This is a genomic window from Mycobacterium sp. 1245852.3 (assembly GCF_001669335.1).
GTDB lineage: Bacteria > Actinomycetota > Actinomycetes > Mycobacteriales > Mycobacteriaceae > Mycobacterium > Mycobacterium europaeum_A.
Genome location: NZ_LZLL01000273.1, coordinates 1 through 23004, shown reverse-complemented (window position 1 = coordinate 23004; position 23004 = coordinate 1). Strand labels below are relative to the sequence as shown.

At 67.6% G+C, this 23004-nt stretch carries 21 protein-coding genes and 2 pseudogenes; 5 read left to right on the top strand and 18 right to left on the bottom strand.

Going from position 1 to position 23004, the window contains the following annotated elements; all coding sequences use genetic code 11:
- Positions 1-28: 28 nt before the first annotated feature.
- The gene (locus tag A9W96_RS11830; protein ID WP_066861731.1) at positions 29-346 is read left to right on the top strand and encodes a DUF2710 family protein; all 318 of its coding nucleotides are present in this window, start codon (positions 29-31) and stop codon (positions 344-346) included.
- Positions 347-436: 90 nt separating this feature from the next.
- On the opposite strand, the gene A9W96_RS11825 is transcribed toward A9W96_RS11830, so the two are convergent.
- Positions 437-1210: a TIGR03084 family metal-binding protein gene (locus A9W96_RS11825; protein ID WP_067139962.1), complete on the bottom strand. Its 774-nt coding sequence runs from the start codon at positions 1208-1210 to the stop codon at positions 437-439.
- A gap of 50 nt (positions 1211-1260) precedes the next feature.
- Positions 1261-2593 (bottom strand): annotated as a pseudogene (locus A9W96_RS11820) (MFS transporter).
- A 97-nt stretch (positions 2594-2690) separates the two neighbouring features.
- Between A9W96_RS11820 and A9W96_RS11815 the strand changes: the two are divergent.
- Complete coding sequence (locus A9W96_RS11815; protein ID WP_156748789.1) at positions 2691-3299, top strand: YqgE/AlgH family protein; 609 nt, start codon at positions 2691-2693, stop codon at positions 3297-3299.
- Positions 3300-3320: 21 nt separating this feature from the next.
- Here the strand turns inward: A9W96_RS11815 and A9W96_RS11810 are convergent, their stop codons facing one another.
- Both A9W96_RS11810 and A9W96_RS11805 read right to left on the bottom strand, forming a co-directional pair.
- Positions 3321-3662 carry a hypothetical protein gene (locus tag A9W96_RS11810; RefSeq protein ID WP_066861720.1) on the bottom strand — a complete coding sequence of 114 codons (342 nt, stop codon included), beginning with the start codon at positions 3660-3662 and terminating at the stop codon, positions 3321-3323.
- A 56-nt stretch (positions 3663-3718) separates the two neighbouring features.
- Positions 3719-4858, bottom strand: a complete 1140-nt coding sequence (locus tag A9W96_RS11805; RefSeq protein WP_067140001.1) for an LpqN/LpqT family lipoprotein — start codon at positions 4856-4858, stop codon at positions 3719-3721.
- 184 nt (positions 4859-5042) lie between these two features.
- Here A9W96_RS11805 and leuS point away from each other — a divergent pair, with 184 nt between their 5' ends.
- Entirely contained in the window at positions 5043-7952 is a 2910-nt protein-coding gene (gene leuS / locus A9W96_RS11800) for a leucine--tRNA ligase (protein ID WP_067139956.1), read from the top strand.
- A 6-nt stretch (positions 7953-7958) separates the two neighbouring features.
- Here the strand turns inward: leuS and A9W96_RS11795 are convergent, their stop codons facing one another.
- The 14 genes from A9W96_RS11795 to A9W96_RS11730 form a co-directional block, all read right to left on the bottom strand.
- Positions 7959-8630 carry an SDR family oxidoreductase gene (locus tag A9W96_RS11795; RefSeq protein ID WP_066861714.1) on the bottom strand — a complete coding sequence of 224 codons (672 nt, stop codon included), beginning with the start codon at positions 8628-8630 and terminating at the stop codon, positions 7959-7961.
- Positions 8631-8689: 59 nt separating this feature from the next.
- Positions 8690-9193 (bottom strand): MarR family winged helix-turn-helix transcriptional regulator, encoded by a 504-nt coding sequence (locus A9W96_RS11790; protein ID WP_066861711.1) that lies wholly within the window; start codon positions 9191-9193, stop codon positions 8690-8692.
- A 64-nt stretch (positions 9194-9257) separates the two neighbouring features.
- Positions 9258-10007, bottom strand: a complete 750-nt coding sequence (locus tag A9W96_RS11785) for an amino acid ABC transporter ATP-binding protein (protein ID WP_066861708.1) — start codon at positions 10005-10007, stop codon at positions 9258-9260.
- A complete protein-coding gene (locus tag A9W96_RS11780; RefSeq protein WP_067139953.1) occupies positions 10004-11818 on the bottom strand; it encodes an ABC transporter substrate-binding protein/permease in 1815 nt (604 codons plus the stop codon). The genes A9W96_RS11785 and A9W96_RS11780 overlap by 4 nt, the downstream gene beginning before the upstream one ends.
- A gap of 50 nt (positions 11819-11868) precedes the next feature.
- A complete protein-coding gene (locus A9W96_RS11775; protein ID WP_066861701.1) occupies positions 11869-12609 on the bottom strand; it encodes a GntR family transcriptional regulator in 741 nt (246 codons plus the stop codon).
- 120 nt (positions 12610-12729) lie between these two features.
- Positions 12730-13542, bottom strand: coding sequence for an LLM class F420-dependent oxidoreductase (locus A9W96_RS11770; RefSeq protein ID WP_066861697.1), 813 nt, complete (start codon positions 13540-13542; stop codon positions 12730-12732).
- 15 nt (positions 13543-13557) lie between these two features.
- A complete protein-coding gene (locus A9W96_RS11765) occupies positions 13558-14472 on the bottom strand; it encodes an alpha/beta fold hydrolase (protein WP_067139951.1) in 915 nt (304 codons plus the stop codon).
- A gap of 49 nt (positions 14473-14521) precedes the next feature.
- Entirely contained in the window at positions 14522-15730 is a 1209-nt protein-coding gene (locus A9W96_RS11760; RefSeq protein ID WP_067139948.1) for a DUF1214 domain-containing protein, read from the bottom strand.
- Between the two features lie 2 nt (positions 15731-15732).
- Positions 15733-16536 carry a sugar phosphate isomerase/epimerase gene (locus A9W96_RS11755; RefSeq protein WP_066861687.1) on the bottom strand — a complete coding sequence of 268 codons (804 nt, stop codon included), beginning with the start codon at positions 16534-16536 and terminating at the stop codon, positions 15733-15735.
- A 1-nt stretch (position 16537) separates the two neighbouring features.
- Positions 16538-17707 carry a sulfotransferase gene (locus A9W96_RS11750; RefSeq protein ID WP_067139946.1) on the bottom strand — a complete coding sequence of 390 codons (1170 nt, stop codon included), beginning with the start codon at positions 17705-17707 and terminating at the stop codon, positions 16538-16540.
- On the bottom strand, positions 17704-18831 hold the full coding sequence (locus A9W96_RS11745; protein ID WP_066861681.1) for an LLM class flavin-dependent oxidoreductase: 1128 nt from the start codon (positions 18829-18831) through the stop codon (positions 17704-17706). The genes A9W96_RS11750 and A9W96_RS11745 overlap by 4 nt, the downstream gene beginning before the upstream one ends.
- A gap of 139 nt (positions 18832-18970) precedes the next feature.
- Positions 18971-20077: an inositol-3-phosphate synthase gene (locus A9W96_RS11740; RefSeq protein ID WP_066861679.1), complete on the bottom strand. Its 1107-nt coding sequence runs from the start codon at positions 20075-20077 to the stop codon at positions 18971-18973.
- A 56-nt stretch (positions 20078-20133) separates the two neighbouring features.
- A complete protein-coding gene (locus A9W96_RS11735) occupies positions 20134-20676 on the bottom strand; it encodes a PadR family transcriptional regulator (RefSeq protein ID WP_066861963.1) in 543 nt (180 codons plus the stop codon).
- 158 nt (positions 20677-20834) lie between these two features.
- Positions 20835-21713, bottom strand: a complete 879-nt coding sequence (locus A9W96_RS11730) for a DUF1707 domain-containing protein (RefSeq protein ID WP_066861674.1) — start codon at positions 21711-21713, stop codon at positions 20835-20837.
- 121 nt (positions 21714-21834) lie between these two features.
- On the opposite strand from A9W96_RS11730, the gene A9W96_RS11725 reads away from it, so the two are divergent.
- Together A9W96_RS11725 and A9W96_RS33300 are read left to right on the top strand one after the other, a co-directional pair.
- The gene (locus tag A9W96_RS11725) at positions 21835-22269 is read left to right on the top strand and encodes a DUF5318 family protein (RefSeq protein WP_064883320.1); all 435 of its coding nucleotides are present in this window, start codon (positions 21835-21837) and stop codon (positions 22267-22269) included.
- Positions 22262-23004 (top strand): annotated as a pseudogene (locus tag A9W96_RS33300) (hypothetical protein); the annotation flags it as partial. The gene A9W96_RS11725 and the pseudogene A9W96_RS33300, both read left to right, overlap by 8 nt.

Here is a 23004-nt window from a genome sequence, read left to right as displayed (position 1 = left end):
GGTCGGAGGGCTCGACGATACTGTCAGGGTGGCGGGTTCGGGCAGTCGCGCGAATCTCAGCGAGAAGGATCTCGTCGAATCGGTTCTTCGGGAACTGAGCGAGGCGGCCGACAAGTGGGAAGCCCTTGTGGCGCAGGCCGAAGCCGTCACCTACAGCGTCGACCTGGGCGACGTCTATGCGGTCGCGAATTCCGACGGCCGGCTGCTCGAGCTGACTCTGCATCCCGGGGTGATGACCGGGTACGGCCACGGAGAGCTGGCTGAACGCCTGAACCTCGCGATCACCGCACTGCGCGAGGAAGCCGAGGCGGAGAACCAGGCGAGTTACGGCGGTCCCCTGCACTGACGCGTTTCACGCGCTCATCGGCCAGTTCACGCGCTCATCGCCCGGCGCTTGGGTTGATGGGCGCCGGCTCTCTTCGCGCGTTTCACGCGCTCATCGCCCGGCGCCGGGAGGACCCGCGAAGGCCTGAGCTATTCGCAACCAGCGCTGAGCGTCGTCGCCCTCGGCGGTGATGTCGAGCGCGCTCAGCGGGCGTCGTTGGGTGACCAGGTAGCAGAAATCCTCAGCGGACCCGCGGACACTCTGCTCGGCATCGGGCGGCCCCCACGACCAGGTGTCGCCGCCGGGTCCGCGCAGCTCGACCAGGAACGGCTCGGGCGGCGGCGCCAAGTTGTTGACGGCGAAGGCGAAATCGCGGGTGCGGACCCCCAGGTGAGCGATCGACCGCAGGCGTTCAGTCGCCGTCCTCGTCACGCTCAGCGCGTCGGCGACATCGAGGCCGTGCGCCCAGGTCTCCATCAGCCGCGCAGTGGCCATCGATGCCGCACTCATCGGTGGGCCGAACCACGGAAGTTTGCGGCCCGCTTCGACCGTGAGCAGCGCCTCGTGCAGCCGTCCCCGGGTGACCCGCCAGTCGGCGAGCAGTTCGGCGGGCGTCAGGGCCGCCAGTTCTTCGGCGCCTTTGTCGACGAAGCCCGTCGGATCCGCGGCCGCGCCCGCCAACACCTCCGTGAAGCCGGGCTCGTCGGTGACCGCGATCAGCGCGACTCGATCGGTCCACAGCAGGTGGCCGACCTGATGCGCGATGGTCCAGCCGGGCGCTGGAGTCGGATCGGCCCAGCGTTCGGGCGGCAACGGCGCCACCAGCTCGTCGAGCGCGTCGCTTTCGGCACGCAGGTCGTCGACCATGGGCGCGGGGCCGGTCATCGGAGCCGCAGACTGTCGGGTACGGCCGTCGGACAAAGCACGTCTGTACCTTAGCGATCGTTCGCTTGCTCGCCGCGGCGCCCGATGACGCCGTGCACGGCCAGCCCGACCAGGTACAGCACCGAGCCGAACAGCGCGAACGCGGGCGCGTGCCCGTCATCGGGAATCAAGATGCCGGCCACCGTGATCGAAACGATGAACGCGACCCAGAACAGCGCGTCCTGCACGGCGAACACGTGCCCGCGAAGGGCGTCGTCGACGTCTATCTGGATCGCGGTGTCGGCGCAGAGCTTGACCATCTGCCCGGTGACGCCGAGCAAGAAGCCGCACGCGACCATCACCGGAACCAATAGCTCGGCGCCGGCGACCTCGATGATCGCCGACGCCGCCAACGCGCCGTTGGCCGTCGCGTAGCGCCCCCACCGGCGTATCGCCGGCGGCGTCAGGACGTTGGCCAGAAAGGCGCCCAGCCCCGCGGCGCCGAAGAACAGTAAGGCCGTGCCGAATCCCCCGCCCTTGAGGTTTGGCATGTGATGGACCAGCAACAACACCAGCAGCGAGTTGATGCCGACGACCATCCGGTGGGCGGCCAGGCCGGACAGGGTGGCGGCGACCGTAGGGCGCTGTGCCACCGTGCGCGCACCGTGCAGCCAACCGGTGGTCACCGCATAAATGACCGGCCCGTGGATCGCCCGCCAGGTGTCGTCGGGGCCCAGCACCCGGGCACCGAACCGCCACGACAGCAGCAGCGCGATCGACACCGGAACCGCGGTGATGAACACGATCGCCGACGCGCCCTTGTCGCTGGCGCCGAAGATGAAGCGGGGCACCAGCATGAAGTTCGCGCCGAAGAAGGCCGCGATGGCCCCGGACGCGGTGGCGACCGAATTCATGGTCACCACCTGCTCGCGCGGCACCACATGCGGCAACGACGCCGACAGGCCCGACCCGACGAACCGGGCCAAACCGTTGGCGAACAGCGCACCCAGCAACAGCGGCAGGTCACCGGCGCGCACCGCCAGGATGGTGCCGATCGCGGCGATCAGGATCAGCCGGCCGATGTTGGCGCCGACCAGCACCAGCCGCCGGTCCCAACGGTCCATCAGCGCGCCGGCGAACGGGCCCAGCAGCGAATACGGCAGAAACAGAACCGTGAAGGCGCGCGCGATGGAAAGCGGATCCGCGGCCCGGTCCGGGTTGAACAGCAGCGCCCCGGCCAGCGCCGCCTGAAACAAGCCGTCGCCGAACTGGCTCGCCACGCGCACCTGCAACAGCCGCCAGAAATCGGGCAAACCGCGCACCGACCGCCAAATCTCGACGGGTGCGCTGGACTGCATCCGGGTGGGGATCACCGAAACCGACTTCCAGGATTGGGGTTGGCAAAGCTCGCGCGATCAGAGCGGTCCCAACCACAGTACAAATCTCCAGGGCCTACCCCCGCGATTGCCCTGGGCCACGATGCACCGGATGCGATGATGGTGTGGTGCCCCCGCAGGAGGATCCAGAGGACTACGTAGCACCCGCCGCGCAACGGGTGCGCGCGGGCACTTTGCTGCTCGCCAACACCGATCTTCTCGAGCCGACGTTTCGGCGCAGCGTGATCTACATCGTCGAGCACAACGACGGAGGCACGCTGGGTGTCGTGCTCAACCGCTCCAGCGAAACCGCGGTCTACAACGTGTTGCCGCAATGGACGAAGCTCTCGGCCAAGCCGAAGACGATGTTCATCGGCGGACCGGTGAAGCGCGACGCAGCGCTGTGCCTGGCGACGCTGCGCGTCGGCGCCGATCCCGGGGACGTGCCGGGCTTGCGGCACGTGGACGGCCGGGTGGTCATGGTTGATCTGGACGCCGACCCCGAGCTGATCGCGCCGCTGGTCGAAGGGGTGCGGATCTTCGCGGGCTACTCGGGCTGGACTATCGGTCAGCTCGAAGGCGAGATCGAACGCGACGACTGGATTGTGTTGTCCGCCTTGCCATCCGACGTACTGGTCGGACCGAGGTCCGACCTGTGGGGCCAGGTGTTGCGGCGCCAGCCGCTGCCGCTGTCACTGTTGGCTACCCACCCCATCGACATCAGCCGCAACTAGGGCCGCTCCCCCGGTTTCCGTTCAGGGGCACGACTGCGTGCAGCCGACGCAGCTGCCGGCGCAGGCGGGCGCCGCCGCTTCCTGACGCAGCGCGAAGCGGGCGCTCTGCCACGAGCCCGCGGCCAGCGTTCCCAGCGCGCCCACCACGCACACGATGAGTACCACCAGTGCGGTGTCCGGGACGGCGGCCATGGCGACCGCGCCGCCGGCGGCCAACATCACCGCGGCCGCCAACTGGGTCGGCGCCATCGCGCGCAGCGCCAACGCAGTGGCACCGACGTTTTGGTTGTGCGCCAGCGACCAGGTGCCGAACCCCGCCGAGGCCACCGCCGCACACATGCACAGCACGCCCGCAATCAGCATGGGGTCACAATACGAGCCGGGTGACCGACCCGCGAATCCGGCTCGGCGAGGCGTCCTCAGTGCTGCAGGAACGAGAAGTTCGGCAGCGGGGGCAGGCCCGGCACCATGGCCAGCAGGCTGGGAGCGTGCTGCTGGGTCAACGTCGGCGTTTGCGCGGGCAGTCCGACGGGAGCCGCCGGCGCGGTCTGGGCGAGCGGTACCAGCGGCGCCGCGCCGGGCGCCGGAGCGACCGGAGCCACGGGAGCCGTAACCGGTGCCGGGGCGACCGGGGCCACGGGAGCCGTAACCGGTGCCGGGGCGACCGGAGCGGCGGCGGGCGCCTGAGCCGGCAACCCCACCGGCGACGCGGCGGGTGCCTGGGCCGGGGCCGGCGCGGTCGCGCCGGGTGCGCTCACCCGGAATCCGTTGACGATGGCGTCGGTGGCCGGTGCGTCGGCGACACTCACCGCGCGATCGGTGGTCACCGCCAGCGACACGAGGTAGTTGTCGTGCCCCGACGTGGCGATGACGTGGCGCCGCGACGTGTTGAGCGTGAGGTCACCGTCGCGGTACGTGCCCTCGACGATCGACGACGGGAAGCCGCCGAAGTCGGTCATCGCCGCGTTGGTGGGCTGCCACGCCGGAAGCTTCTGGCTGTCGACGTAACCGTGGGTGATGGCCTCCCTCGGATCGAAGGCGCCGACCAGTTTGTACACCACGACCTGCGCGTTCGAGGAATAGATACTGCTGCCCTGCCGGTCGGCGATCACCGCGAACGCATCGGGCACGTTGGGATCGGGCACCTGGGTCCAGCGGGCGGGCACCGGCAGGGTGATGTCGAGCGCCTTGAAGCCCTGCGGCTTCTGCGGCTCGAACTTCACGCCCTTGGACTGCAGGAATTCGCGGATCGTTCCCGATGTCGCGGGAGCCGGAGCCGGCGCCGCCGGTGTGACGGCCGGGGCCGTCGTTCCGGGGGCCGTGGCGGTAGCCGGCGGGACGATCTGGTTGCCGGCGGGCGGGGCCGCGAGATATCTGCTCGGCGGCACCAGCTCGGGCCCGAGGTTCTGCGGTGCCGGCGCGGGAACCGCGGGGACGGGCGCAGGCGCTGGGGGCAACGGGTCTGCCGATGCCGTGCCGCCCGCAACAACCGCCAGGCCCATCAGGCCAGCGACCATACCGCCGAGGAGTGCCCGGTGGACGGGGACGATCTCAATCATCTGCGTCGGTCCTTCCAATGGCTGCCTACCAGAAGCCGTCGATAGGGGCTGACTGTAACTAGAGGTCAGAGGCGGTGAATAGGCTCGAAACACACCTGGGATGAACCTCTGATCGGCGCGCAACGGAACCGAGACCAACCTGTGGCCGGCGTACTCGCCGTGTCGGCCCTTATACCCTGTTCAGGTGACCGACTCCCCGACCACCTCGGCGGCAAGCAACTCCGGCGCCGCCACGCCCGACTCCGACGCGCCGCCATATCGCTACACGGCGGCGCTGGCGGGTCGCATCGAGGGCGTGTGGCAGGAGAACTGGGCGAAGCTCGGCACCTTCAACGTGCCCAACCCGGTCGGTTCGCTGGCGCCGGAAGACGGATCCCCGGTGCCGGACGACAAGTTGTTCGTGCAGGACATGTTCCCGTACCCGTCGGGGGAGGGCCTGCACGTCGGGCACCCCCTCGGTTACATCGCGACGGACGTGTACGCCCGCTATTTCCGGATGACCGGCCGTAACGTGTTGCATGCGTTGGGGTTCGACGCCTTCGGGCTGCCGGCAGAGCAGTACGCGGTGCAGACCGGCACCCATCCGCGCACCCGGACCGAAGCCAACGTCGTCAACTTCAAGCGCCAGCTGGGACGCCTGGGTCTCGCTCACGACAGCAGGCGCAGCTTCTCCACCACAGACGTCGAGTTCTACAAGTGGACCCAGTGGATCTTTTTGCAGATCTACAACGCCTGGTTCGACACCGCCGCCAACAAGGCCCGTCCCATCGCGGAGCTGGTCGCCGAGTTCGATTCCGGGGCCCGCCCCCTCGAGGACGGCCGGGACTGGGCCGCGCTCTCGACGGGGGAGCGGGCCGACGTGATCGACGGCCACCGGCTGGTCTACCGGGCCGACTCGATGGTGAACTGGTGCCCCGGTCTGGGCACCGTGCTGGCCAACGAAGAGGTCACCGCCGACGGCCGCAGCGACCGCGGCAACTTCCCGGTGTTCCGGAAACGGTTGCGGCAGTGGATGATGCGAATCACCGCCTACTCCGATCGGCTGCTCGACGACCTGGAAGTGCTGGACTGGCCGGAGCCGGTCAAGACCATGCAGCGCAACTGGATCGGCCGGTCCACCGGTGCTAAGGCGCTGTTCGCGGCGACCAAGGCCGATGGTGAGACGGTCGACATCGAGGTGTTCACCACCCGGCCCGACACGTTGTTCGGCGCCACCTACTTGGTGCTGGCCCCCGAACACGACCTGGTCGACGAGTTGCTCGCCGCCGCCTGGCCGGACGGCACCGACCCCCGCTGGACATATGGCGCTGAGACGCCCGGTGCGGCCGTCGCCGCCTACCGGCAGGCGATCGGGTCGAAGTCAGACCTCGAACGCCAGGAGAGCAAGGCCAAGACCGGTGTCTTCCTGGGCGGTTACGCCGCCAACCCCACCAACGGCAAACCGGTGCCGATCTTCATCGCCGACTACGTGCTGGCCGGGTACGGCACCGGGGCCATCATGGCGGTCCCGGGCCACGACCAGCGCGACTGGGACTTCGCCCACGAGTTCGGCCTGCCCATCGTGGAAGTCATTGCGGGCGGCGACATTTCGGAGGCGGCCTACGCCGGTGACGGGGTGCTGGTCAACTCCGGCTACCTCGACGGTCTGGATGTGGCCGCGGCCAAGGAAAAGATCACCGCACGCCTGGAGGCCGAAGGCCGCGGCTGGGCGCGCGTCGAATTCAAGCTGCGCGACTGGCTTTTCGCGCGCCAGCGGTACTGGGGTGAACCGTTCCCCATCGTCTACGACGCCGACGGGCGTGCGCACGCACTCGACGAGGCCGCACTGCCGGTCGAACTGCCCGACGTGCCGGATTACTCACCCGTGCTGTTCGATCCCGATGACGCCGACAGCGAGCCCTCACCGCCGCTGGCCAAGGCCACCGAATGGGTGCACGTCGAGCTGGATCTGGGCGACGGCCTGAAGCCCTACACCCGGGACACCAACGTGATGCCGCAGTGGGCCGGCAGCTCCTGGTACGAACTGCGCTACACCGATCCACACAACTCGGAGCGGTTCGCCGCCTTGGAAAACGAGGCCTACTGGATGGGTCCGCGCCCGGCCGAGCACGGGCCGCAGGATCCCGGTGGCGTCGACCTGTACGTCGGCGGCGCCGAACACGCGGTGTTGCACCTGCTGTATGCGCGGTTCTGGCACAAAGTCCTGTACGACCTGGGCCACGTAAGCTCTCGCGAGCCCTATCGCCGGCTGGTCAACCAGGGTTACATCCAGGCCTTCGCCTACACCGACGCGCGAGGGTCGTACGTGCCGGCCGAAGAGGTGGTCGAGCGGGACGGCCGTTTCGTCTATCCGGGGCCCGGGGGAGAGGTCGAAGTCTTCCAAGAGTTCGGCAAAATCGGTAAGAGCCTGAAGAATTCGATCTCACCCGACGAGATCTGCGACGACTACGGCGCCGACACCCTGCGGGTCTACGAGATGTCGATGGGCCCGCTGGAGGCGTCCCGGCCCTGGGCCACCAAGGACGTCGTCGGAGCCCACCGTTTCCTGCAGCGCGTGTGGCGTCTGGTCGTCGACGAGCAGACCGGCGACACCCGCGTGGTAGACGGGCCCGCCCGGGACTTGGCGACCGGGACGCTGCGAGTGCTGCATCGGACCATCGCCGGCGTCGCGGAAGACTATGCGGCACTGCGGAATAACACCGCTGCGGCCAAACTGATCGAATACACCAACCATCTCACCAAGGAGCACCGCGACGCGGTGCCACGCGCGGCGGTCGAGCCGCTGGTGTTGATGTTGGCGCCCTTGGCCCCGCATATGGCCGAGGAGCTGTGGCTGCGCCTGGGTCACGAGACCCCGCTGGCGCACGGTCCGTTCCCGATCGCCGATCCCGCTTTTCTGGTCGACGACACCGTGGAGTACCCGGTCCAGGTCAACGGCAAGGTCCGCGGCCGAGTCGTGGTGGCCGCCGATGCCGATCAGGACACGCTGAAGGCCGCCGCGCTCGCCGATGAAAAGGTCCAGGCGTTCCTGGCGGGCGCCACCCCGCGCAAGGTGATCGTGGTCGCCGGCCGGCTGGTCAACCTGGTCGTCTAGCGCCGACTAGCGCCCGGTGGGTCGCAGCATCAGTTCGTGGACGTGGCCGTCGGGCGGGGTGTTCACCGCATGGACGACCGCGGCCGCGACCGTTTCGGGTTTCAAGAAGTTGGCCGGGTCGTAGCTGCCGCCCTCGAACTCGACGAGTTCGCGCTGCATATCGCTGTCGGTCCGGCCCGGATAGATCGTCGTCACCCGCAACTCCGGTTCGTCGCTGCGCAGCGAATCCGCGAAGGCGCGCAGCGCGAACTTGCTGGCCGAATAGGAAGCCATGCCCCGCGAGGCGGTGCGCCCGGCGCCGGAGTTGATGAACACCACCTGGCCGCGCGCCCGTCGCAGCGCCGGCAGCAGCGCGAGCGTAAGTTCTACCGGCCCAAAGACGTTCACGGCGAAGGTGGCACGCCACTCGTCGATATGCGAGTCCGAAACGCTGCCGGGTATGGCCAATCCGGCGTTGTGCACCAGCACGTCGAGTTCGTCCACGATTTCGCAGGCGGCTTCGATGTCGCCGGAGTCGGTGAGGTCCAGCGGAAAGGTGGTGGCGCCGAGCCGCTCGGCGACCCCGTCGAGCCGATCGGAGGGTCGGCCGGCCAGCAGCAGGGTGTGGGTGGGGGCCAGCGCCGCGGCGATGGCCGAACCGATACCGCCGCCGGCGCCGGTGATGAGTGCATTGGGCATGCCCGGCAGTTTACCGACAGCCGCGATCGCAGGCGAAAACCATTGAGAGGAAGAGGTTTTCAGGCTTCCTTGCGCGCGGGCGGCACGCCGGCGGGCCCGGACGTCGGATCGCCGGAGGCCAGCCGTTCCAGCGGCGCCAGCGCCTGCATCAGGGTGTTGAGGTCGGAGGTCGGGAGCTGGCTCAGCATCGCGGCCAGGCTGGCGCGCCGATTGGCCAGCGACTCACCGTGAACGGCCCGCCCCCGTGGCGTGATGTCCACGAGCACCGCTCGCAGGTCGGACGGGTCGCGGGAACGCTTGACCAGCCCGATCTTTTCCAGGCGCCGGATCGCCACGGTCGTGGTGGGGGTTCGCACCCGTTCGTGTGCGGCGAGATCGGTCATTCGAATCGGGCCCTGGTCGAGCAGGGTTACCAGGATCGACAATTGCGCCAGGGTCAGCTCCCCGGCGGCCGCGCCGCTGGGGTCGCCGCGGCGGAGAATCGCAAATAATTTGGACAGCGCCCGGTGCAAACCTTCGGCGAGCTCGGCTACCTCGGCCGGGTTCGTTTCGCTGTCTGCCATAAATCGGGAGTCTATCCCGATATGAGGTGCTTACGAGGGAGCTATTGCCCACCAGTTAGTGGGATCAAAGCACTTGGGACAAAAACCGCTGCAGCCGTTGGGTCTCGGCCGCTTCGAATATCTGCTCGGGCGGTCCAGATTCCACAACCTTGCCGTGATCCATAAACACCACGGCGTCGGACGCCGACCGCGCGAAACCCATTTCGTGGGTTACCACAACCATTGTCATGCCATCGGCGCCGAGGTCGGCAATGAGTTGCAGTATTCCTTTGACCATTTCCGGATCCAGCGCCGAGGTCGCCTCGTCGAAAAACATCACCTGGGGAGCCATCGCCAACGCGCGCGCGATCGCCACCCGCTGTTGTTGGCCGCCGGACAGCATGCTGGGGCGTGCAGCGGCCTTGTGCTTCAGGCCAACTCGGTCCAGTTGTGCCATCGCCAGGTCGCGCGCCTCGTCGGCGGGCAGGCGGCGCAACTTCCGCGGCGCCATCGCCACGTTGTCCAGCACGCTGCGGTGCGGGAACAGGTTGAAATGCTGGAACACCATGCCGATCCGCTGGCGGAGCTCGTTGGGATCGTCGCGCAGCACCGACCTGCCGTCCAGCAGAATGTCGCCGCTGTCCGGCTCATACAGGCGGTTGAGCGTGCGCAGCAGTGTCGACTTGCCCGAGCCGGATGGCCCGATGATCGCCACGGTGCTGCCGGCGGGTGCCTCGATGTCGACGCCGCGCAGCACCTTGCTCCCGCCCAGAGTTTGGTGAACGTCGTTGGCCGCCAGCGACACTGACGCACGCCCGTGGATGCCGGAGGTCACGTGATCTCCTGGCCGAACGTCGTCACGAGCATGTCGGCATCGTCTGCTGGCGCGGCGGCCCGTCGTCCGCGGCGAAGCCGGTTGTCGATGTAGTTGACCAAATGCGTTAGCGGAATGGTCAATAGCAGGTAGAAGAGGCCGGCGGCCACCAACGGTGACAGGCTGCCGGTTTGGGCGTTGAGATCCCGTCCCACCTGGAACAGCTCTCGCTGATCGGCGATCAGGCCGAGGAAGTACACCAGCGCGGAGGCCTTCAGCAACCCGATGGCCTGATTGACCAGGGCGGGCAGGACGCGCCGGATTCCCTGCGGTACCACCACCAGCCGCATCGCGGTGACGTAGCTGAAGCCAAGGGCCCGGGACGCTTCCAGTTGTCCCGGGTCGACGCTTTGGATCCCGGAGCGCAGGATCTCGCCGATGTAGGCGGCGGCCATCAGTCCCAGTGCGGCGATGCCGAGCGGGTACGGGTTTTTGTTGGTCAGGCCGCTGACCAATGGGCCGATGCCCATCCCGATGAGCAGGATGATCACCACTTCGGGCAGGCCGCGGAAGATGTCGGTGTACACCCGCGCCGGCCAGCGCAGCCAGCGCCGGTGTGAGATTCCGGCCATCGCGAGCACCATGCCGAACACCAGACCGATCGCGAGGGCGCTGTTGGTCAGGATCAGGGTGTTGGGCAACCCGGTGGTGAACAACATCGGGATCGCTTGCCGGTACATGTCCCAGTCGAAGAACGAATCACCCAGCTGGGCCAGTGGTGATTTCGGGGCGGGCGGCCCCGCCGATGAGCGGTGTTGTTTGGCGATCGCGGCGAAGTCCGGCAACTGGGGGAGGGGCGCGGCTTTGGAGCCGGGTTTCCAGCCGGGCGGCAGCGACCGCGGCACCCACTGGCTGTACAGGTGCGCCCAGGTGCCGTCGGCGATGACGGCGTCCAGCCCGGAATTGAGCGCGTCGATCAATGGCTTGTTGCCCTGAGCGACCGCGTAAGCCACGAAATTGCCTGGGCTGTAGGTGTTTGCGGTGACCACCGCCGGATCGCCCGGGCGAATGACGGTCGCCGCGAGGGTTCCCGGCGCCACCCACGCATCGATCTGGCGGCTCTTGAGGCTGGCGTACAAGGTGGCGAAGCCGGGGTACTTCACCGGTTGCAGGTGCAGGACGTCGACGACGTACGACTCCTCGACGGTGCCCTGCACGACGCCGATGCGTTGGCCAGCCGCGAGGTCGCTGAATTTATGGATGGCGGACCCGGGCGGCACCACCAGCGAATAGAAGCCGAAGTCGTAGCCGTTGGTGAACGAAACCGTGCGCCGCCGGGCGTCGGTGGCTTTCACCGCTGCCGAACCGACGTCGAAGCGCCGCGACGCCACCTGGGCCAGCAGCGCGGAGAAGTCGGTGCTGACGAAGCGGACCTGCAGACCCAGCTTGTCGGCGATGGCGCGCAGCAGTTGGTTGTCGAAGCCGCTGAACTCGCCGGTGGGGTTGATGCAGATGTTGGGTGGGGCGTCCGACAGCGTGCCGACCGTCAGTACTCCCGGCACCCCGAGGCCCAAGGCGCCGGCGTCGACCGCGCCGAGTGGCTCGACCGACGCCGTCGTGTCGCGGTCGTCCTCACCGGTGGTCGGGTTGTCGGTCACGTCCTTGGGCAGGGCCCGGGCGCTCTCCACCCCGGCCGGCGCGCATTGATTCCAGTCCGCGGCAGCGGGCGTCATCGGTCCGGCCAGCGCGAGCCCGCAAACCATGAGAATTGTCGCGGCCAGGGCGAAGGCCCTTCCGCGGCGCTTGGTGTGCCGGACCACGCGCAAACTCATCAGTGTCACCGTAACGATTGAACGGCGACGCGGCCCGGTCAGCGTCGGTTCTACAGCGCCAGCGACGCTTCGCCGCAGATCGTGTCGGCGTCGGCGATTACCTGCAGTGGCCCGGCGACGACCCGGCTGACATCGTCGGGTGGTGTGAAGACCCGCCGCCGGTACAGTTCGGCGAGCATGGTCTGGGCCATCAGGTAGGAACGGTCGACGCACGCCGCCCGCGCGGCTTCGGGGTCACGCCGGTGTATTGCCGAGGTCTCATCCTCGTAGAACGGCAGCATCTCGTCGCGCCCGCCCTGATAGGTGGTCCAAAAGAGGCGGGGGATGAGGTTCTGTGAGGCGCGGATGGTGGCGTGCAGACGCGGTCCGGCGTACTCGTCGTTGACGGTGCGCCGATACTCGGCCGCGATGTCGGTGAAGGCGCGCGAATCCTTGGCGGTGCGCAGCGAGCGCATGAGCGAATCCAGCTGTCCGATGATCCGCGGCGTGGGATTGGTGGCCGCGCGTGCGGAGGCAATCCCATTGAGCAGCCCGTCGAGCTCGTGATGCTCGAGGACGGTGGCTTCATCGAACCTCTCGACGAAGGCGCCTCGGTGGTAACGCGTGGACACAATGCCGTCGTGTTCGAGTTGGACCAACGCCTCTTGAATGGGCACCCGGCTCACTCCGAGGCCCAGTGCAATTTCGTTGCGGTCGACGCGGTCCCCGCTGCGCAGCTTTCCGGTCAACAACAGGTGGAGAATGTGCGAAACAACCAGGTCCTTTTCTTTGACCCCGTATTTCTTCGGCATCGTTTTGTTGCGTCTCTTTCCCACCGGGTTTGACCATCTGGCGGTGAGAGTTTCTCATGAATTGCCGCGCGTGTTTCGGTGTTTGGCCAATGAACCTGGGGCGAACGCGGCGCGGCCGGTTTAACGACTATTGCGCCACTTGCATAGCGCTTCGGCGGCGGTCAGGTCGTAGTCCGGGCCGTTGACGCCCACGGTCAGCAGCGTGACCCCCAGCGCGGTGAGGCCTTCGGCGTTGGCGATCAACCCGTCGAGGCCCTCGCCGCGACGAACTCCGCTGTTGTCCTCGACGCCGGCCGACCTCTCGATGGTGGACGGGTCGCGCCCGACGGCCGCGCAATGCTCTTCCAGCACGGCGGCCGCCGCCGGGTAGGTGTCGACGGTGGTGAAGCCGTGCCAGATGTCGCCGTACTCCGCGACCATCCGCAGGGTCTTCCGCGGGCCCTTACCGCCGATGAGGATCGGGATGTCGCGGGTGGGAGCCGGGTTCAGTTTGGTCAGCCGACTTTGGATCCGGGGCAGTGCGGTCGCCAGGTCGTCCAGGCGGCTGCCCGCGGTGCCGAATTCGTAGCCGTACTCGTCGTAGTCCCTTTGTTTCCAACCCGAACCGATACCCAGGATGAGCCGGCCGTCGGAAATGTGGTCGACGGTGCGGGCCATATCGGCGAGCAGCTCCGGATTCCGATAGGAGTTGCAGGTCACCAGCGCGCCGATCTGAATGCGCGAGGTCTGCTCGGCCCAGGCGCCGAGCATCGTCCAGCATTCGAAGTGTGCGCCGTCGGGGTCGCCGTAGAGCGGAAAAAAGTGGTCCCAGTTGAAGGCGATGTCGACGCCGATGTCCTCGCAGCGGCGCACCGCGTCGCGGATCTGGCCGTACTGGGGAGCGTGTTGCGGCTGTAGCTGGACACCGATGCGGATTCCGAACTCAGAGGTCATGGGACCACCGTATGCTCAGCGCGCGTCGAGCACCCCACGCAGGATGTCGATCAGCGCGCGCGGCTGGTCACTCTGCACGGAGTGGCCCGAATTCTCCACGACGTGCGTCGAGCGGAAATGCCTTGCGCGACGGGCAAGCTCGGCCGCGTCCTCGTCGCTGACGAATCCCGATGAGCCACCGCGCACCAACGTCACGGGCGCGGACAAGGCGTCGACATCGTCCCACAGCCCGGCGAAGTCGGGGAAGGTGCGGATGGCGTCGTAGCGCCACGTCCAGTTGCCGTTGTCCAGCTTGCGCGAGTTGTGAAAGACGCCGCGGCGCAGCGCCTTCACCTCGCGGTGCGGCGCGGCGGCGACCGTCAAGTCGAGCATGGCCTGGAAGCTGGAGAACTCGCGTTCCCCGTGCATCAGCGCCACGGTGCCCTGCTGCTCCTTGGTCATCTCGGAATGCCGTTGCAGCGCCGACGGAGTGACGTCGATCAGCACAAGCTCATCGACCAGCTCGGGCGCCACCGCGCCCACCCGGATCGCCGTCAGCCCGCCCAGCGACATGCCGACGACGAGGTCGGCGGAGGCCGCATGCTCGTGCAGGATCGGCAGCAGGGCGTCGGCGTTGCGCTGCGGGGAGTAGTCGGCGTCCTCGCGCCAGGCGGAGTGGCCGTGGCCGGGCAGGTCGACCGCCAGGGCGGGCTCGCCGAGGCCGACGATGATGGTGTCCCAGGTGTGCGCGTTCTGCCCGCCGCCGTGCAGGAACACGATCCGCGGGGCGGTGCTGCCCCAGCGCAGCGCGCTGATCCTGGCTTCGCCCGTGCCGGACTCGACCCGCTCGCCGTCGGGCAGCGGGCCGGAGATCCCGGCCTGCTCGGCGTTTTCGGACAGCAGCGAGAATTCGGAAAGCCCGGCCAGTTCGTCTTCGGAGATCTCGGTCACGATCTTTGACCCTAGACCCGGCGTCTAGTGGCGGGCCGCCACCACCGGACTAGAGGACATAACGGCGGCGAATGCCATGAAAGCGTTCCCACATCGCGGCGGCGCGCTGCGATGCGTCCACCATGGCGGTGTCCACGGGCAGGGCGCCGAGCAGGTCGGCGTGCTTGACCACCCGGGTGTCCAGCACGGCGGGCTCGCCCTCGAGCATGTGCCGGTAGGTCAGGTTGCCGCGCTCGAAGCCCTGGGTGTCCAGCCAGTTGTGCACGCCGGGATCACGGTGAGCCATAACCAGCCGGATCCGGCCGTCGTGGTCGATCTTGGTGCGGCTCGGCGTATAGCTCACCGGCCGGTACAGGTAATCCATGCTGTTGAAGAAGACGCCCATGTTGGTGAACATCCACAGCCCGTCGTGCGCAGCAAATTCGACGATCAGCGCCTCGTCGGGCGCCAGCTCCCAATACATGTTGGCGGCGGCGCGCCCGCGCTTGCTGTCGGCGTCGGTCGCTCCGACACGCGGGAACGCGTTCGGGTGCTCGGCATCGACACCCCCGTATTTGAACGGGAATTCGGGCCAATCGGACATCAGGCCGGTGACGAAATCACCGGCCCAGCTCATCGCCTCGACCATGTCGGCGGGCGTGGGCAACGGCTTAGGGGAGTCCATGTCGACGCGTTCGATGCGAAGCTGCGCCGGCGACTCATCCCAGCGGTCAAAACCCTGCCGGATGAATACCTTTCGTGACTCCGGCGTGGTCGGCAGCCAGTTCGGCCCGCGCTCCGGGCCGCCGATGTACAGCTCGAATCGCCCGTCGGCGCCGACGTCGAGTTGATGGCCGAGCAGGTTGGCCTGTGGGGTGTCGCCGAACGGTTCGTGCAAGACGCCGGGGCCGGGTGTGCGCCGCCCTTGGACGGTGACGTTGAAAAACCGCGAGGTGCCGCGGGTGCCGGTCAGCCGATAGGTCGACTGCCCGTCGATCCAGGCTTGTTGATAGGTGAAGTCGGCGCAGTCGCCGCCGAGCTTGCGGGTCGGGCCGCAGAAGGTGTGCAGCACCGGGTAACCGGTGTCGCGGGTTTCGAGGGCCAGATCGAAGGCCTGGCCGAGGTTCTGCGTGAGGAACCGGTAGGCGTCAACGCGCTGCAGCGCGGCGGCGGGGTTGGCGTCTTTGAAGACCTGTTCGCCCGCGCGTTGCAGCCGGGCGCAGAAATCGGTCCACGCCGATTGCAGCGCCGCGTCGTCGGAGCCGTCGCCGAAACCCATTGTCACGCACCCAATCTCTGCAGCATCGCCCCGATGACGTCGCACGCTCGTCGCGCGGACTGCAGGCGGCCCTGCGCTTCGATGCGGGGACCGATCAGTTCCAGGTCGAATCCATGTGCATAGCCGCCGGCCAGCGCCTGGGCAACGAACGCTTCGATTGGAATCGCGCCGTCGCCCGGCACCGCGCGACCCGGCAGCGCGCGGTCGCCCAGCACGTAGTCGCTGAGCTGGATGAGCTCGGTTCGTGGCAATGCCCGCTGCACCATTGCCTCGAAATCGCCCTCCGCCCAGCAGTGGAACAGCTCGATGCAGACGCCGAGCCCGCTCATCTCGGCCAGGGCGACGGTATCGCGCAGGGTGTGGGCGAGATGAATGTCGGCGTAGAGGCTCGACGCGTTCTCGATCGCCAGCGCCACGCCCGCCTGCTTCGCGTGCTCCACGCAGGGTGCGATCATGGCGCAGAAGCGATCGGCGGCGTGCTGCCAGGCCAGTGCGCCCCGACCCCCGGTCAACATGTAGATCACGCGCGCCCCTACCGCGGCCGCGGCGTCGATCACCGTCAGCAGCGCGTCGCGCGCCACCTCTGCGCGGGTGTCCAGCCGGCCATCACCGAAGATGTGGCAGACCGCCTCAACCGTATAGTCGTTGCGCTGCAGAAGCTTTGGAAGTTGCGGATCAAGGACCTGGCTGTCCAGGATGCTCAGCCGCGACACTCCCAGCGCCGCCCAGTGGGCCTCCAGCGTGGTCAGCGGCTCGCCGTAGAAGGTGACGCTGTGCACCGAAAGCCGTTTGTGCGTCGCCGCCATGTCAGCCGCGGTTCTCGATCTGGACGCCGAATCGCTCACGGAAGGGCCGGAATTCGGCGTGCAGCGCATCGAGGTCTTCGCCGATGTCGGTCAGCAGTTGCGTGGAGTAGCGGAATTTGCCGTATCGGTCGCCGCGGTTGTGGGCCAGGTAGTCGCGCATGGCGGATTCGGCTTCGGGTGTGACCCGACGTCCGGCGAATGCGTAGTAGCGCTGCACCGTCGCAATCTGATCGGCAATGAAATCGGTGTACCGGATGTGCAGGATGCGCGGGTCGTCGACCCAGGGGTTGCTCATCGTGTTGGCGACGCTGGCGCGGGTCAGCTCCAGGTGCATCTTGGCCAAGGCGTGCAGGTCGACGGGACCGACCATGCCCTCGGCGATGTCGGCCATCATCATGGTGCGCGATGCGGCGACTTGAACCGGGTCGCGGTGCAGCCAGACCAGGGTGGCGTCGGGGTAGGTGTCGAACATCTCCTTGAGGCGGAATCCGTGGAAACCCTTCAGCACCCAGTACTTTCGCGGGCGGGCGTACTGCAGTTGTTGCAGCATGGCCTTGTGTAACCGGTATTGTGCGGCCGGGTCGGTGGCCAGTCCGCCGACCAGCGACTGCATGGGCACCCGCCACCACGCGGTGGGGGTCATCACCCGAAAGTCGAACGCCCAGGTTCGTTCGTCTTCGGGCAGCCCGTCGCCCAGCATGTCGTTGTAAGGGTGACTGTGCAGCCATTTCGGCATCTTGGCGTTGATCTCACGCCAGTCGGCGTCGGCCCGCGCCCGGCGGTCGTCATCGGGCGCGGCCAGGCCCGGCGGCGGTGACGGGTACATCACCTCCCAGAAGCGCAGTGCGCGGGCGTTCGGGTCCACCGACATCAGGGCGTGCATAAGCGTTGTCCCCGAGCGTGGTTCGCCGGTGACGAACATCGGCGACTCGATCACTTCGGCGCCGATCGGGTAGCGGTTGCGGTCCTCGATGAGCTCCAGGCGCGACGTCAGCAGCCAGCGACACACCTGCGCGGCCTCGAAACGGCCGTCGGCATCCATGCCCAGGCCGTTGAGGTGGTCGACGGCCACGGCGAAGCGTTGCGGCAGGGTGGGGTCGCCGTAGTCGCGCAACCCGGTTTCGGCCTCGGCGGCGGCGAGCATCTCTGCGGCGTCCAGACGTGCTGTCACGACGGGCCTCCGCAGAGGCGCACCAGCTCATCCTCGGCCGCAAGGACATTCGCGGCCGAAGCCTGTGCGTATTTCAACCCGGCCATGGCGCCGTAGTCGAGTATTTTCGGCACGCGCAGGCCCGCGTCCACGTAGGTCTTGACGATCTTGGCGACCTCTTTCGGTGTGCCATGCGGCACGACGGCCAGCACCATCTCGGGCCGCGCGTTGTCCAGAAATTCCAGGATTCGCTCCCGGGTGAGTACGGCCGGGTCGATGTCTTGGAATCCCCGCCAGCCCTCGCCCATGGGGTGTTCGAAGCCGAAGTCGTGCAACGTTTTTGCCGAGACCTGTAGCAGGAAGGCCTTGACCAGGGGAGCCTGCAGGATCTCGGCGAGGGCCTCGTCGTCCGCCCCGATCAGGCAGACCTGGATGAAGCAGGGCGTGATCGCCAGGGGGTCGCGGCCGGCGCGTTCGGCGGAGCTTCGCACCGCGGCGAGCATCTGGGCGTAGTGGTCGGGAGTCCAGGCACCCGCCGGCCACCAGCCATCGGCGTACCGGCCCGCGATGTCGAGCATCCGCGGGCCGCTGGCGCCGATCCAGATCGGCGGTACCCGGCCCCCATAGGGTTCGGTGTCCAATCGGGCGTGGTGGAGCTGGTAGAACTGGCCGTCGAAGTCGACCGGCCCGTCACTGCGCCACAGCAGCTGGATCACCGCCAGCGCTTCCTCGAACCGGCTGACCGAACGCGAGAAGTCGAAGCCGTAGGGCAGCGTGTTCTCGCTCTCGCCGCTGCCCAACCCGAGGATGAAGCGCCCCTTGGCCAGGTGATCGATGGTCAGCGCGGTTTGGGCGAGCAGCGCGGGATGGCGGCGCACGGTATCGACGACCGCGCTGACCAGAGGGACCCGTTCGGTCAGCACGGCCGCCGCGGCCGCCACCGCGAGTCCGTCCAGGTGGCGGTGCGGTGACGGGGAAGCCGTGGCCAGGTCGGTGAACTCGGGCGTCCAGATCGAGTCGGGCCAGAAGCTGACCATGTGATCGGGCAGCCAGATGGAGTGATACCGGCCGCTGTCGAGTTCCGCGAGCCGGGACAGGTCGAGGGGAAGCGTCGTGCGGAGGAACGCCGCGGGTTGAACGGTCATCGAGACATGATGCTAAGCACCTGCACAGCATCGTGTCGATGATTTGGTCCCAACGGCCGTGAGCGTAACGCTGTGGCGGATTCTCGAGGTGAAAATCGCCGTGGCGTTACGCTCGCGACACGGTGGTGCGTGGAGGGGCTCAGCCCTCGATGATGAATTCTTCGAGCTGGGCGCGCGCGATGTCGTCGGGCAGCTGCTGCGGCGGGCTCTTCATCAGGTACGCCGACGCCGGGATCACCGGGCCGCCGATGCCGCGGTCCTTGGCGATCTTGGCGGCACGCACCGCATCGATGATGACGCCCGCGGAGTTCGGCGAGTCCCAGACCTCGAGCTTGTACTCGAGGTTCAGCGGCACGTCGCCGAAGGCGCGGCCCTCCAGCCGCACGTAGGCCCACTTGCGGTCGTCGAGCCAGCCGACGTGATCGGAGGGGCCGATGTGCACGTCCTTGGTCTTGAACTCGCGCTGCAGGTTGGATGTCACGGCCTGCGTCTTGGAGATCTTCTTGGACTCCAGCCGCTCGCGTTCGAGCATGTTGAGGAAGTCCATGTTGCCGCCGACGTTGAGCTGCATGGTGCGGTCCAGCTGCACGCCGCGGTCTTCGAACAGCTTGGCCATCACGCGGTGGGTGATGGTCGCGCCGACCTGGCTCTTGATGTCGTCACCGACGATGGGCACGCCGGCGTCGGCGAACTTCTTGGCCCACACCGGGTCCGAGGCGATGAACACCGGCAGGGCGTTGACGAACGCCACGCCCGCGTCGATGGCGCACTGGGCGTAGAACTTGTCGGCCTCTTCGGAGCCGACCGGCAGGTAGGAGACCAAAACGTCGACGTTGGCCTCGCGCAGCGCCTGGACCACATCGACTGCCTCGACGTCGGAGACCTCGATGGTGTCGGCGTAGTACTTGCCGATGCCGTCCAGCGTCGGGCCGCGCTGCACCGTCACGTTGAGGGGCGGCACGTCGGCGATCTTGATGGTGTTGTTCTCCGACGCGAAGATCGCCTCGGACAGGTCGAAGCCGACCTTCTTGGCGTCCACGTCGAACGCGGCGACGAACTTCACGTCGCGGACGTGGTACTGGCCGAACTTCACGTGCATCAAGCCGGGCACGGTGCTGTTCGGGTCGGCGTCGTAGTAGTACTGCACGCCCTGAACCAGCGAAGACGCGCAGTTACCGACGCCGACAATGGCGACTCGTACCTCCGACTGCGCTTCTGCCGCCTTCGGCGGTTGGTTCTCACTCATAAGGGCGTTCTCCTAACCTCTGACCTCTGACTGGGATGCTGGGTTCGTGCAGGGGGTTACGTTTGCTCGGAGAGGCCGGGCATAGCCCGCTCCGCAGCGATGAGCTCGTTGAGCCATTTGACTTCGCGCTCACTGGACTCGAGCCCCAATTGATGAAGCTGACGGGTGTAGCGGTCGAACGAGCTACTGGCCCGCGCAACTGCTTCGCGCAGACCTTCCCGCCGTTCCTCGACCTGACGGCGGCGGCCTTCCAGAATGCGCATGCGCGCCTCTGCCGGAGTCCGGTTGAAGAACGCCAGGTGTACCCCGAAGCCGTCGTCGGTGTAGTTGTGGGGACCGGTGTCGGCCACCAGCTCACCGAAGCGCCGGCGGCCTTCGTCGGTCAGCTGGTAGACGCGCCGGGCCCGCCGGACCGGCGTCCCGGCCGGGGCGGCGTCCTCGGCGATCAACCCGTCGGCCTGCATGCGGCGCAGGGCCGGGTAGAGCGAACCGTACGAAAACGCCCGGAACGCGCCGAGTAGACCGGTCAGCCGTTTGCGCAACTCGTAGCCGTGCATGGGCGATTCGATCAGGAGGCCGAGGATGGCAAGCTCCAGCAATCGAATCACCTCCCTGAGAGTTTTGCGTGGCTGGTTACGACGGTCCGACGCCTCGCGCAATCGTATCGTCTCGATATATTAGCCACAACACCACCGGCTGTTGGTTTGCAGTTCGTCACAGTGCAGGGGTGTGAAATGTGCGCCGGGGGGACCGGTCTTTACGTCGGCAGGCTCATCTGCTTGACGGTGCCGTCGCCGGTGAAGGAGATGTAGCCGCCGCCGTAATCGCTGGAGACATACAGCGACAGCGTGAGGGCCCCGGGCGTGGTCGGGTCGGTTGCCGGCTCGACGATCAAGTACGTGGTCTTCACGTCGGAGGGCTTCATGCGCAGCGTCTGCGGGGCGCCGCGCATGATGCCGACGGTCTTCGTGACGTCGAACTTGCTCAGGTCGACCGGGACGGGGCCGTCCGAAGAACTCTTGGCCGAGCTGGTCGGATCGCCCCAGCCGCCGCGGTAGGTATAGGCCAGCACCCGGCGGTCGTCCGAAGGGTCCGGCCGGTCCAGCGACGCGTAGGTCGGGTAGATCACCAACCGGTAGCCCATGGTGTCGCCGAATCGTTTGCGCATCTGTTCGAGCAGTCCGGTGAGCCCGCCGACCGAGTGCAGCTGGGTGGGCGGCGTCAACACCACGGCGCTGACTCCGTCGGGCTTGGCTCCCGGGTCGGCGGTGAAGTCCAGCGGCGAGCGGGTGTTGCCGTACAGGCCCCACCCGATCCCCATGCCCAACAGCACGGACACGACGAATGCGGCGGCCAGCACTCCCCACCCGCCGACTTGGGGCACCTTGTGGCGCGAGTCAAGCGCCGGCAACTGCCGCCCGGAGTTGGTTTGCAGGTCGCTCACCAGGGCACGCAAGTCGCCCAACGTCACCGCCTTGGTGGCCGCGCTGACCCTCTCCCGGTGCTCCTCGGCGGAGAGCTCACCGTCGGCCAGCGCGTCATCGAGGACCGTGCAGGTGTCTTGGCGATCGGTGTCCTTGGCGCGGGTAGTCGTGGTCACCCCCCCGGCCAGCGGTGCCCCGAGCCATTTCGCCACGGGGATGATCGTAGAAGTCCGGTGTCGGTTTGGCGCAGAAATCACCGTCGAGTGCCCGGGCCCGACCGCCACGGTTTCGGTTGCGTATCACTGCTCGGGATGGCGACGTACTCTGGTGGGCGTGCGACTGCAGCGACAAGTGGTGGATTACGCGCTCCGGCGGCGCTCACTGCTGGCCCAGGTGTACTCGGGCCGGACAGGTGTCTCCGAGGTCTGCGACGCGAACCCGTATCTGCTGCGCGCCGCCAAGTTTCACGGGAAACCGAGCCAGGTCATGTGCCCGATCTGCCGCAAGGAGCAGCTGACGCTGGTGTCGTGGGTGTTCGGCGAACACCTGGGTGCGGTGTCGGGTTCGGCGCGCACGGCCGAGGAATTGGTGATGCTGGCAACCCGGTTCGAGGAATTCGCGGTCCACGTGGTGGAGGTGTGCCGGACCTGCAGCTGGAACCATCTCGTCAAGTCCTACGTGCTCGGCGCTGCGCGCACGGCACCTCCGCCCAGGGGTACCGGCCGCACGCGGACGGCGCGCAACAACGCCCGCACGGCCATTGAATAACGAAGGACGCCACAGCCAGTCCTCCGGTGACCAACGTGGGCCATCGACTGAGCATGTAGGCAATCAGAATTCTGACAAGCGTCCGGGCCCCAGCCGTCCGGACGCCCCTCGGGATCGTGAGCGTCGGGAGGGGCCGCCGACGATCAGCCGCCGTCGGCAGGCTCCGCCGGACGATCGACTCACCACGATCCTGCCGCCCGTGCAAGACGACCGGGCGCCCCGACGCTCCGATCCGATAGACGAAGTCAAAGCCGCACTGGCCGGCCCGCCGTCCACGCCCTTGCGCCGCGACGCGCTCGACGAGGTCAAGGCGGCGCTGGACAGTCGGGGGCCGACGTCCGGCCAGCAAGACCGGGCAGGCCTCGGCGGCGATCACCGCCTGGCGCACATGCACCGGAACTTGGCTGATGTTGACGTCGACCCGATTGCCTTCGGGCGGAATGATCTTGGCGATCTCCGAGCCGTCGCTGGCCAGGATGGTCGAAACCTGGTTGGTACGAAGGTCACCCGGCTTGGGAATGTCGACGATGAAGTACGCCATCGCGAACGTGACGATCGGCAAGAGCACCAGTACCGCCGCGCACAGGTAGGCCCCGCGCCGCACCCACAGCCAGTTGATCTGCTCGGTCCAGGCCCAGTCGCGCCACGGCGGGAGGGGTCGGCCGCCGGGACCGCCGGGTCCACCCAGCTCGGCGACACCAGCTCCAACAAGGACGCCTGGATGGTCGGCTACAC

Coding starts and splice junctions, on each gene's coding strand:
- A9W96_RS11755 (WP_066861687.1), bottom strand. CDS start 16,536: ATGGCGGCGACGCACAAACGGCTTTCGGTGCACAGCGTCACCTTCTAC.
- A9W96_RS11770 (WP_066861697.1), bottom strand. CDS start 13,542: ATGACCTCTGAGTTCGGAATCCGCATCGGTGTCCAGCTACAGCCGCAA.
- A9W96_RS11805 (WP_067140001.1), bottom strand. CDS start 4,858: ATGATTGAGATCGTCCCCGTCCACCGGGCACTCCTCGGCGGTATGGTC.
- A9W96_RS11740 (WP_066861679.1), bottom strand. CDS start 20,077: ATGAGTGAGAACCAACCGCCGAAGGCGGCAGAAGCGCAGTCGGAGGTA.
- A9W96_RS11780 (WP_067139953.1), bottom strand. CDS start 11,818: ATGAGTTTGCGCGTGGTCCGGCACACCAAGCGCCGCGGAAGGGCCTTC.
- A9W96_RS11810 (WP_066861720.1), bottom strand. CDS start 3,662: ATGCTGATTGCGGGCGTGCTGTGCATGTGTGCGGCGGTGGCCTCGGCG.
- A9W96_RS11825 (WP_067139962.1), bottom strand. CDS start 1,210: ATGACCGGCCCCGCGCCCATGGTCGACGACCTGCGTGCCGAAAGCGAC.
- A9W96_RS11795 (WP_066861714.1), bottom strand. CDS start 8,630: ATGCCCAATGCACTCATCACCGGCGCCGGCGGCGGTATCGGTTCGGCC.
- A9W96_RS11775 (WP_066861701.1), bottom strand. CDS start 12,609: ATGCCGAAGAAATACGGGGTCAAAGAAAAGGACCTGGTTGTTTCGCAC.
- A9W96_RS11790 (WP_066861711.1), bottom strand. CDS start 9,193: ATGGCAGACAGCGAAACGAACCCGGCCGAGGTAGCCGAGCTCGCCGAA.
- A9W96_RS11745 (WP_066861681.1), bottom strand. CDS start 18,831: ATGACCGTTCAACCCGCGGCGTTCCTCCGCACGACGCTTCCCCTCGAC.
- A9W96_RS11760 (WP_067139948.1), bottom strand. CDS start 15,730: ATGGGTTTCGGCGACGGCTCCGACGACGCGGCGCTGCAATCGGCGTGG.